Annotated in this window: 8 protein-coding genes and 1 pseudogene; 4 read left to right on the top strand and 5 right to left on the bottom strand. The window is 66.4% G+C overall.

What is annotated here, in order from left to right; all coding sequences use genetic code 11:
• Positions 1-140 precede the first annotated feature (140 nt).
• Positions 141-1,553, bottom strand: a complete 1,413-nt coding sequence (locus tag FUT88_RS23790) for a methyl-accepting chemotaxis protein (protein ID WP_147218891.1) — start codon at positions 1,551-1,553, stop codon at positions 141-143.
• 150 nt (positions 1,554-1,703) lie between these two features.
• Positions 1,704-4,427, bottom strand: coding sequence for an EAL domain-containing protein (locus FUT88_RS23785; RefSeq protein ID WP_186829369.1), 2,724 nt, complete (start codon positions 4,425-4,427; stop codon positions 1,704-1,706).
• Between the two features lie 170 nt (positions 4,428-4,597).
• Here FUT88_RS23785 and FUT88_RS23780 point away from each other — a divergent pair.
• Both FUT88_RS23780 and FUT88_RS23775 read left to right on the top strand, forming a co-directional pair.
• Positions 4,598-5,772: pseudogene (locus FUT88_RS23780) on the top strand (alpha-D-ribose 1-methylphosphonate 5-triphosphate diphosphatase).
• A gap of 8 nt (positions 5,773-5,780) precedes the next feature.
• Entirely contained in the window at positions 5,781-6,569 is a 789-nt protein-coding gene (locus FUT88_RS23775; protein ID WP_147214441.1) for a DUF1045 domain-containing protein, read from the top strand.
• Here the strand turns inward: FUT88_RS23775 and FUT88_RS23770 are convergent.
• The 3 genes from FUT88_RS23770 to FUT88_RS23760 all read right to left on the bottom strand — a co-directional run bounded on the left by FUT88_RS23770 (position 6,559) and on the right by FUT88_RS23760 (position 9,174).
• On the bottom strand, positions 6,559-7,374 hold the full coding sequence (locus FUT88_RS23770) for a hypothetical protein (protein WP_147214440.1): 816 nt from the start codon (positions 7,372-7,374) through the stop codon (positions 6,559-6,561). The genes FUT88_RS23775 and FUT88_RS23770 overlap by 11 nt on opposite strands.
• 19 nt (positions 7,375-7,393) lie before the next feature.
• Positions 7,394-7,783 (bottom strand): hypothetical protein, encoded by a 390-nt coding sequence (locus tag FUT88_RS23765; protein WP_147214439.1) that lies wholly within the window; start codon positions 7,781-7,783, stop codon positions 7,394-7,396.
• 206 nt (positions 7,784-7,989) lie between these two features.
• Entirely contained in the window at positions 7,990-9,174 is a 1,185-nt protein-coding gene (locus FUT88_RS23760) for an MFS transporter (protein WP_147214438.1), read from the bottom strand.
• A gap of 156 nt (positions 9,175-9,330) precedes the next feature.
• Here FUT88_RS23760 and FUT88_RS23755 point away from each other — a divergent pair, with 156 nt between their 5' ends.
• Together FUT88_RS23755 and FUT88_RS23750 are read left to right on the top strand one after the other, a co-directional pair.
• Positions 9,331-10,248 (top strand): Ku protein, encoded by a 918-nt coding sequence (locus FUT88_RS23755; protein ID WP_147218887.1) that lies wholly within the window; start codon positions 9,331-9,333, stop codon positions 10,246-10,248.
• Positions 10,249-10,266: 18 nt separating this feature from the next.
• On the top strand, positions 10,267-11,330 hold a 1,064-nt coding region (locus FUT88_RS23750), incomplete at its 3' end, for a DNA polymerase ligase N-terminal domain-containing protein (protein WP_325205674.1).

Raw genomic sequence — 11,330 nt, 5'->3', positions numbered from 1 at the left:
GCGCGCCTTTCTTTGCTTACCTTTCTTTGGCAAGACAAAGAAAGTAAGTCGGCCCCGGCAGGGGACGAAACAAGGGATGCACCATCAACAAAAAAACCCCGCCAGCAAGGTCCCAAACCCCACCCCCACCGTTACGAACCTTAACCGGCCACCTTGTAACCCATCCGGAACCCGCCCCAGTGCCGGCCCTTGACGTAAATCGGCGCCGACACATCCTTCATCATCACAAACGTCCCGTTCCCCATATCGCGACGATACGTCTGCAACAAGAATGCCTCGGTATTGCGCGCCGCCCCCAGCCCCGTGCGGTCGGTAAAGAGCCGGCGGTTCCGGCTGTTGGCCGCGTTCCAGGCAGGATCACTGCCCTGCGGCTGCGAGAACTTCAGGTTGTGCGTCGGCAGATAGCCATTGGTATCGACCGCCGCACAGAACACCACGCGCGGATCCAGCTGGAGCAAAGGCTCCTGCACCGGAGGCAACACGCGATCCGTGAACGCCGTAAACCGTGTCATGTGCTGCGGCGGATCGGTATTCGGGACCGGCGCATAGGTGCGATCGAACAAATCGCCCTCGCTGATATCGCCGCGCGCCAGCGCCGATTCAAACAGCGCGCTGATCTTGCCGGCCGCCGCTTGCACCGCTTCGATGAACGGCGTATCGGCACTCTGCACACCGGTTGACGCCGTCAAGCGGATCAACGTTTCCGACGCGCCCAGCAAGCCCGACAGCTGCCGCTGTGCGTTGTCGATGTTGTGGCTCGATTGCTTCACGCCCTCGGCCATGGCATCCACCTCACGCGCGAGCGACGCGCATTCACCTTCAATGGCGGCGGTGGATTCGGCAATGCTCGTCGCCTCGACATCGAAGCGCGCGATGGCTTCGCCCGCCACGCCAATCACCGCACCAATCGCCTGCGTGCCGGCATCCACGCGCTGCGCGCGCGCCACGTTGGCGCTGCTGTCGCCGATCAGCTTGTCGGTCTGGCCGGACAGATCGGCCAAGGTGGTTTCGATACGCTGCGTCGCTTCGGCGGTCTGCCCAGCAAGCTGCTTCACCGCGCCCGCAACCACGGCAAAGCTGCGGCCCGATTCCCCGGCGCGTGCGGCTTCAATGGCGGCGTTGATCGCCAGCAGATTGGTCTGCTTGGCAATCTGCGAAATCTGCTCGGACGCCTGCGCCACCTGGATCAGCGCTTCACGCAGTGCAGCAATCTGCTGCTCCATGCTCGCCACGCCAACGGCCAGTTCGCGAATGTCGCGCAGCGATGCATCGACCGTTGCGCGTGAGCCGCTCACTTCTTCGCTGGCGTGCGATGCGACTTCGCGCGCATGCCGCGCCGCCACGGCGATGTCGTGGTTGCCGCGCATCGTCACGTCGGCTGCGTTGCGCAACTGGTCGAACACGTCGGCCTGCCGGCGCAGGCGCACGGCCACGTCTTCGACGTTGCCGGAGACCTCGCAGATGCCCATGCCGACGCGGCCGGCCTCTTCGGCAATGCGGGCGACAAGGTCGGGAGAGGCTTTCGGGCCGCGGGCCCAGGCGAATGGCTTCACGTGCGGTTGTCTCCAGATGTCGTTGTTGTTTGTGTGCTCGCGCCGATGGCAAAGCAAACCCTCTACGGGGAATATCGGCGCGGGCGGTGCGCGCTTGAGCGACGCTACGCGCACCGGCTTACGCGGGCATTACATGCGCCTTGCGCAGCACTACGCCTGCGCGGAACGGTCGCGGCGCAGCCGCGCCTCGTAGGCGCCAGCCGTCATGGGGGGGCCAAACAGGAAACCCTGCAACTTGTCGCACCCGGCGGCTTGCAGGAACTCGGCCTGCTCCAGCGTCTCGACGCCCTCCGCCGTGACGGTCATGTCCAGCGACGCCGCCATCGCGACCACGGCGCGCGAGATCACCACCGAATCGCGATGGCGCGGAATGCCCGAGACGAACGAGCGATCCACTTTCAGGTTGTCGATCGGGAAGCGCTGCAGATACGACAGCGACGAATACCCCGTACCGAAATCGTCGATCGAGATGCGAATGCCCAGCGCCGTGAGCGCGTCCAGCATCGGCATCACGGCGGCGGTGTCGCGCATGAGCAGGCCTTCGGTGATCTCCATCTCCAGCGCGCTGGCGGGCAGGCCGGCCTCGGTCAGGCAGCGCGAGATGGTCGGCACCAGCCCCTCGCCAAACTGGCGCGGCGACAGGTTCACGGCGACAAAGAACTCCGGCATGCACGTGGCACGCCAATGCGCGGCCTGATGGCACGCCTGCGCCAGCACCCATTCGCCAATGTCGCCGATGAGCCCGGCGTCTTCCGCCACGGGGATGAACTCGGCGGGCGACACTTCGCCCAGTTCCGTGCTGTGCCAGCGCAGCAGCACTTCAGCACCGACGATGTCCATCGATGTGGCATCGACAATGGGCTGGAAGCGCAGCGACAGCTCACCCGCCGCCAGCGCGCGGCGCAGGTGGTATTCCAGCTGGAAGCGCCGCTGCGCGCGCTGCGACAGGCGCGCCGTGTACACGCGATGCTGGTTGCGGCCGTTCTGCTTGGCGTTGTACATGGCGGCATCCGCGCAGCGCAGCAGCGTGGCGGCATCGTTGCCATGCTCGGGGTACACCGCGATGCCGATGGATGCGCCCAGGTAGTACTCCGTGCCGCTCGTTGAAAACGGTTGCGCGATGGAATGGACGATGCGCTTGGCCAGGCGCTCCGCCTCGCCCAGCGAGCGGACGTTGTCGAGCAGCACGACAAACTCGTCGCCGCCGAGGCGCGCCAGCGTATCGCTCTGCCGCACACAGGCCGACAGGCGTTGCGCCACGATGCGCAGCAGGTGGTCGCCGGCTTCGTGCCCGGCCGTGTCGTTCACCTTCTTGAAGCCATCCAGATCGAGAAACAGCACCGCAACCTGGCGCGCCTCGTTGGGCTGGCTGGCGGCCTGCTCCATCACGGCCTGCATCCGCTGCGAGAAATACGCGCGGTTGTACAAACCGGTGAGCGCATCGCGCTGCGCAAGGAACGTGAGCTGCTGCTGCGCCGCGCGTGCCGGCCCGATGTCGTTGAACGAGATCAGCACCGCCGACGGGGCATCGTCCCCGGGGCGCACGATGGGCAGCACGTTTTCGTGCACCCAGACCACATCGCCGTTCACCAGTTCCAGGCCGACGGTCAAGCCGAGCAAGGGCCGGCCGGTGGCCAGCACCACGCGCGTGGGGCGCTCGTTGAGCGGGATCTCGCTACCGTCTTCGCGCAGCGAGCGGCGCATCAACGCCAGGTGGCTGGTGCCGACCGGCGACACGTTGCCCGCCCGCAGAATGCGCCGCGCGCTGGGGTTGCACGCGAGGATGGTGCCGTCGGCGGCCTGCACGACGATGCCTTCGGTCAGGTTGTCGACGGCCAGGCGGTAGCGTTCTTCGCTTTCCTGCAGATCGCGCGCGATATGGGCCTTCTGCACCGCCACGCCGATGATGTCGGTAATGCCGTCAAGCAGCCCCATGGCGTCGCGCGTGGGCGCACGCGGCGTGTCGTAGTAGATGCCCATCGCGCCGATCATCTGCGCGTTGTCACCGCGGATGGGCGTTGACCAGCACGCGCGCAGGCCCAGCGGCGCGACGATGTCGCGGTAGCCGTCCCAGAGCGGGTCGGCGTCGATGTCTTCCACCACCACGGTCTTGTTCAGGAACATGGCCGTGCCGCACGAACCGACCGCAGGGCCAATCGCGATTCCTACCAGCAATTGCGAGAGGATGAACGGCAGCGACGGCGCCACGGCCTGCGTGATGTGCTCGCCGTCGCTGCTCAGCAGGACCGAGCACATGGCGCCGTCGTCGAGCAGTGCTTCGACGAGCCGGCAGACTTCGGCCAGCAGGTCAGGCAGCGGCACGTTGCGCGAGCTGAGTTCGAGCACGGTCTTTTCGCAGCGCAGCAATTCCTTGGCGCGTGCGGTTTCAGCGGCGAGTGCCCGGTAATTGGCTTCGGATTCGCGCAGGGCCTGTTCGGCCTGCTTGCGCTGCGTGATGTCGCGCGCCACGACCTGGATGGCGGTGCGCCAGCCGAGCTGCACCGGCGCTGAGAGCACCTCGACTTCCACGGGCGTCCCATCGCAGCGCAGCAAGGTCTGCTCGACAGGCGGCAAGCCTGCACCGTGCGTGACCATCCACTCCCGGCGCTGGCGGGCGAGGTGCAGCGAGTTGTCGTGCACGAACTCGTCCAGCTCGTGACCGACGATGTCGCGCGCCGTCTGGGCGCCAAACAGCCGCACGCCCGCCTCGTTGACGAAAACGATGATGTCGTCCGCCACGATGTACAGCGCATCCGGCATTTGCCGGACGAGCGCCTCGTAGCGGTCGTCAGCGAGCGGCAGCGGCCTGGGGCTGTCCTGGTCGATTACATCCGGTTCGGGACGGTCAGGCCGCCCAGCAGAGGTGGCGTCCATATCTGGGTTGTTTTTCACGATATCGACCATCGTGTCGGGAAAGTTAAGGCGTTTGACTGCCTCTCCCTACTTCAGGGTGGGGCAAATGGCCGATGTGCGGTCAAGCGGCACGTCAGTTGCGGCACAATGCCCGCACGACGTTCCTGCGCAACTGTTCGCACCTGGGCCTTATGCAATCGTTTTCGTCTTCCGTCGGCCACGTAGCCGGCCTGATTTCGCGGCGTACCCTCCTGCCCGGCGGGCTGGTGGAAGCCGCCGTGCACTTCCGCGATGGGCAGATCGCCGCGTGTGATGCCCGCCCGACGCGCGGGATGATGGACTGCGGCGACCTGCTGGTCCTGCCCGGCATCGTCGACCTGCACGGCGATGCCTTCGAACGCGCCGTCATGCCGCGCCCCGGCGTGGCCTTTCCGTACGAGACCGCCCTCGCTGACGTTGACGGCCAATTGCTTGCCAGCGGCATCACCACCGAATTCCACGGCGTGACGTATTCGTGGGAAGGCGGCCTGCGCGGGCGCACCTATGCGCAGCGCATGCTCGATACCCTTGATGCGATGCGGCCGCACCTGGGCGCGCAGCACCTGATGCACCTGCGCTTCGAGTTGCACCACGCCGACGGCGTTGCCGATGCGCTGGCCTGGATGGATGCCGGCCGCGTGCACTTCCTGTCGTTCAACGATCACCTGCCGGGGATGCGCGACAAGCTGGGCGACGCGCGCAAGCTCGCACAATACGCCGATCGCGCCGAGTGCGACATCGACACGTTCCTCGCACGTCTGCATGCCGCCGCAGTCAATGCCACGCGGCTCGGCGAAGTGACCGGCACGCTCGCGCGGGCGGCGCAGCAACGCGGCATTCGCATGGCTTCACACGATGAACCCGACATTGCCACGCGCAACACCTTTCACGCGCACGGCTGCACCGTGACGGAATTTCCGTTGACCGAGGATGTTGCGCGGGCGGCGCGCGCTCATGGGGGGCATATCGTCTTCGGGGCGCCAACGTGGTGCGCGGCGGCAGTCACAACGGCGCGCCGAATGCGGCGGCCATGGTGGCGGCCGGCCTGGGTACCGTGCTGGCATCCGACTATTACTACCCGGCGCTGCTGGCCGCACCATTCAAGCTGGCCGAGCGCGGCGTGGTGCCGCTGGACAAGGCGTGGGCGCTGGTGGCCGCCAACCCCGCTGAAGCCGCAGGGCTGACGGATCGCGGCACGCTGGCAACCGGCCTGCGCGCTGACGCCATCGTGGTGGATGACCGCCGCCCAGGCCTGCCGCGCGTGGTGGCCGCCGTGGTCGGCGGGCGGCTGCGCCATGCCGCGGCCCAGCTGCCTCTGATCGGCTGAACAACGCCATGGAGCCGGTGCGGGCATCCCTGTCGCGGCCGATACCGACTGCGTGGCGATACGCTCTGTACCTGCTGCCGCCCGAGCCCTGGTACGGGCTGGGCACACGCTGGCTCGGCCGTTGCGCGCGTACCGGCGCTGCAGTCTCCGCAAGTCAACGCGAGGTGTTTGTCCGCGAAGCCGGCGTCGACCTTGCCACGCTCGACCGCTGGACGGAAGCGCCACGCCAGTACGGCCTGCACGCCACGTTCAAACCGCCGTTCCGCCTGGCAGGCGATCGCACGGTCGAGGAACTGGACACCGCGCTACGCCGCTTCGCACAGCAGCAGCACGCCTTCACGATCGAACCGGCCCTGCAGACGCTGCGCGGCTTCGTGGCGTGGAGGCTGCGTCATGGCGATCCTGCCCGCGACACGCTTCACCGGCTCGCCGACGCGTGCGTCAGCGAATTCGACGGCTTCCGCGCACCGCCACCGCCCGCTGAACTCGCGCGGCGCCGTCGCGCCGGGCTCTCCGATGCGCAGGAGCGTCATCTGCAGCGCTGGGGCTATCCGTATGTGTTTGGCACATTCACGTTTCACATCACGCTGACGGGACGGCTTGACTCTGCCGAGCAGCTTGCCTGCTACCGCGCGCTGGAAGCCACGCCCGTGGCGCTGCCAGCCGCCATGCCCGTCGACCACATTGCGTTGTTCTCGCAGGCTGCGCCGGAAGCGCCGTTCAACGTGGCACGTGTGTACCGGTTTGACGGGAGTACCGAAGACTTCGACGCGGCGCAAAGCACGTTCAGCGCTTGAGTTCGACCACGTCGATCAACTGCGTCTGGCCGTGCTGCTCGACCTCCTGGCGCATCACCACGGCCGCTTCGGGGCAATACCAATCGGTGATGTGCGCAACGGTGGGATCGGGCTCGAGCGTTTCATTGCCCAGCCGCAGCACACCGAGGCGGGCCGTGCGCGTGTAGCGGATCGGCCGGCACTGCAGCTCACCCACCACGGTGTTCATCGGCTGCGGAGGCCCCACCTCGCGCTCCGACACCTCCACCTTGGCGCGCTCGGCCCGCATGCGCCCCACGGAGATCCCCAGCCGCGGCGACACCACATCGAAATCGAAGCTGGACTCGTACGTGTCGCCAGGCAGCATCTCGGCTTCGGGCGCCAGGCCGGCGCCGTACAGGAACATGCCGGAAATGGCTGTACTCACAGTGCCAATCAGATCGGCATGCTCGCTTTGCGCAAATACGCGACCGTTGATGCTGACGATGCGCGTAACCACGCCGGCTTCGTCCACAAGCAGCTGGTGCTCCTGGACCGTCTCGATGGGCCGGCCGCCGAGTGCCACCAGGCCGGATTTGGCGTAGATGTGCAGGCCGATCTCGCAGCCGTCCTGCATGTCGCGATTGACGTCGTGCAGCGTGAACTCGACGATCATCGGCGTCTTGCCGTTGCCGTCCAGGCGCACGCGGCTGCCGTCGTGCACCCACGGCGCGGAGCACAGCCCCGCCGCATGCGCGGGTAGCGCCAACGCAAACGCCGCCACGGCTGCGGCGGCGTTCCACAAAGAAAAACGCCGATGCATCGGGCGATGCATCAGCGTCTTCATGAACCCGCTCGGCACGGGCTTACTGCTTGGGCGCGTCCTTCTTGTTGGCGCCTTCGCTGTACGGGTCAAACTTGCCGCCCGCCTTGGCACCCTGGCTATACGGATCGAACTTTTCACCGGCCTTGGCGCCCTGGGTGTACGTGTCGTACTTGCCCTTCTCGACATTGGCCGGCTGGGCGCCGGGGTTGAGCGCGCTGGCGGTGCTGTCGTTCTTGTTGGCGCCTTGCGAATACGGGTCGAACTTGTCGCCGGCCTTCGCGCCTTGTTGGTACGGGTCAAACTTGTCGCCGACCTTTGCGCCTTGGCTATAGGGGTCGAACTTCTTCTGGTCAGTCTGCGCGTGGGCTACGGTGCCGATGGCTGCTACGGCAGCGACCGCTGCCACGAGGGTAAGACGTTTGTACGGCATCTGAAGCTCCTTTCCTATGGGTCGTTTGGGCTGGCTGACAGCACAGCCTCGTTTTGAACGCATCCCGGTGTCATGCGCACTGGCATGTTGGCGACGGCGCCGGGAAACCCCCTCTCCTCGTCGTACGCTATGGCAAGCGCACAGGAAAGTCAACGCACAGAAACTGCATATTTTTTGGGCAATTTGCGTGCTGAAGCGCAGGCGGATCAGTGGCGTTCCGGCACGCGGATCGCACGCGGGCCCATCGCCGCAATCAACGCCATGGTGAGCGCCACCACGGAGAGCCCCCAGCGCAGGTCGGAGCGGTGCGCGATCAACCCGATGATGACCGGGCCGATCAGCAAGCCCACGTAGGCAAAGCGCGCCACGGCGGCAATGCCTTCGGCCGCCGGCACGCCAGGCAGGCGCGACGCGGTGATGAAGAAGATCGGCACCATGTTGGCGGCGCCCACACCCATCAGCGCAAAGCCTGTCAGGACAGCCATCGGTGCGGGCCACAACAGCGCAAGCAGGATCCCGCCCGTTGCCAGCACGCCACTGGCGCCGAGCACGCGCATGTTGCCCCAGCGCCCGCGTGCGAAATCGCCGCCAAAACGCGCCAGCGCCATCCCGCCCGAAAACGCTGCGTATCCGGCACTGGCAACGGCCTCGGGCGATTGCGCGATCTCGCGCATGTACACGGTCGTCCAGTCATACATCGCGCCTTCGCCGACCAGCCCCAGGAAGGCCAGCACGCCGAGCAGAAACAGCGTACGGCCCGTGGTCGGATGTGCGGATTCGCCTTCAGCATGCACGTGGTCGGGCAGCATGAACGGGCCGGCACACAGCGCCGTCGCCATGGTGACGAGCGCCATGCCGCCGCAATGCACGGCCGGCGGCACGCCCAGTTCCAGCAGCACGCCACCCACCGCCGCGCCCACCATGCCGCCCAGGCTGAACATGCCGTGCAGCGAGGAAATGATCGGCTTGTGATGATTGGCCTCGACCGTGGCAGCTTGCGCGTTCATTGCGACATCGAAACCGGCGTTGGTGATGCCGAACAGCAGCAGCACGGCCAGCAGTGCCGGGTAGCTCGGCATCAGCATGATGAGAGCCGTCATGACACCAAATGCCACGCCGGCCTGCACGCTTGCGCGCCGCGTGCCGACGCGCGCCGCCCACTGGCCCGCAAACTTCATCGCGACGATGGCACCGGCGGCCACCATGAACATCGCCAACGACAGCGACGCCTCGGACAGCCCAAAGCGCGCCTTCACCGTCGGAATGTGAATGCCCCACGTCGCAAACGTTGCACCGTTGGCAAAAAAGAGAGCCATCGTCGCCGCGCGCGCCGACAGGGGAAGCCGGCGGGGCCGCAGCGCGCCGGCAGATTGGACGTATTCGGAAGACATGAAGGACAGCTGGGAAAAACGCGCAGCGCGAGCGGGTCGCGCCGCAAAGGCCTCATGCTACCGCGCTCTGCTGATGAACGTATGACGCCGCCCCGCGCCGCGCAGGTATGCGGCTTGCGTCACCACGCTCGAATCCACCGCATCGGGAGACCTGCCATGCCCCGCGTGATCTGGAAGGGCGCCGTGAGTTTCGGCCTCGTCCATATTCCCGTTGCGCTGTATCCGGCCACCCGCAGCGACGACCTCGACTTCGACTGGCTCGACCGTCGCACCATGGACCGCGTCGGCTACAAGCGCATCAACAAGACCACCGGCAAAGAAGTGCCGCGCGAACAGATCGTGCGCGGCTATGCCTACGAGAAAGACCGCTATGTGATCCTCACCGACGAGGACATCCGCGCCGCCAACCCGGTCTCGACGCAGACGGTTGATTTGCTGACCTTCGTGGATGCCGCGGAGATTCCGTTTCTCTATCTCGATACGCCGTACTTTCTTGCGCCCGACCGGCGCGGGGAAAAGGTCTACGCGCTGCTGCGCGAGGCGTTGACGCGCTCGCAGAAGATCGGGGTCGCCAACGTCGTGCTGCACACCAAGCAGCATCTGGCCGCGCTGATCCCGATGGGGCCGGTGCTCGTGCTGCATACGCTGCGCTGGTCCAACGAAGTGCGCGACTGGTCCGAACTCGACTTGCCGGAAGAAGGCACGAAGGCCGCCAAGCTCACGGCCAAAGAAATCGACATGGCCGAAAAGCTGATCGACGACATGAGCGGCACCTGGGACCCTGCCGAGTATCACGACACCTTCCGCGACGACATTCTCACGCTGGTCGATCGCAAGGTGCGCGAAGGCCGCACGGAGTCGGTCGAGCCGATGGAAGCCGAAAACGCTGCGCCGCGTACCGGCAACGTAATCGACCTGACCGACCTGCTGCGGCAGAGCCTTGCCAAGCGCGGCAAGGGCAAAGGGGCATCTAACGACGACGATGCGGAAGACGAACCTGCTCCGCGCAAGCGTGCACCGCGCAAGGCCGCCGCCAAGACAGCGCGCAAGACCGCCACACGCAAGCGCGCATAACACGACGGAGCCGACGCCATGCCACGCCATCTCGCCGACTACCGCCGCAAGCGCGATTTCACGCAGACCCAGGAACCTGCCGGCGCGCGCCGCAAAGCCGATGAGCGGCGTGACAACGACGCCCTGCACTTCGTGATCCAGAAGCACGACGCGACGCGGCTGCATTACGACTTCCGGCTGGAGCTTGACGGCACGCTCAAGAGTTGGGCCGTTCCCAAGGGCCCGAGCCTGGACCCGGCCGACAAGCGCCTCGCCGTGCATGTTGAAGACCACCCGCTCGACTACGCCGATTTCGAAGGCCACATCCCCGAAGGCCAATACGGCGGTGGCGATGTGATCGTGTGGGACCGCGGTACGTGGCACCCGCATGGCGATCCGCGCAAGGCGTACCGAGACGGCAAGCTCAAGTTCGATCTCGACGGCGAGAAACTGCACGGCGCGTGGGCGCTGGTGCGCACGCATTTGCACGGCACCGGGCGGCATCCGAAAGAACAGTGGCTGCTGATCAAGGAGCGCGACGATCAGGTTCGGCCATCCAGCGACTACGACGTGACGCAGGCCTTGCCCGCAAGCGTGATCACCGGAGAGAACGTCGGCGCGAAACCCAAGGCCAAAGGAAAGGCCAAGGCCGATGATGGCAAGACGGAGCGCTCGGAACCGGCGCAAGTCCAACCGCCCGCCGGCGCCGTGCCCGCCACGTTGCCCAGGACGCTGGAGCCCCAACTCGCCACGCTCGTCGCTGGGCCGCCCACGCAGGGCGAATGGGACTACGAAGTGAAGTTCGACGGCTACCGCATCCTCGCGCGCATCGACGGCAACACCGTGCGCCTGTTCAGCCGCAACGGCCGCGACTGGACGGCCAAGCTGCCGCGTCAGGCGCGCACGCTGCAGGCGCTGGGCCTGCGTGAGGCGTGGCTCGACGGTGAAGTCGTGGTGATGGGCGAGCGCGGCGTGCCCGACTTCCAGGCGCTGCAGAACGCCTTCGAAACCGCGCATGCCGAACACATTGCCTACTACCTGTTCGACATTCCGTTCTGCAACGGCATGGATTTGCGCGGCGTGCCGTTGCGCGAGCGGCGGGC

Origin of the sequence: Ralstonia sp. TCR112 (genome assembly GCF_007997035.1) — a bacterium.
GTDB classification, from domain to species: Bacteria; Pseudomonadota; Gammaproteobacteria; order Burkholderiales; family Burkholderiaceae; genus Ralstonia; species Ralstonia edaphi.
The sequence above is the reverse complement of the archived record's forward strand: the minus strand, read 5'-3'. Positions and strand labels throughout refer to the sequence as shown.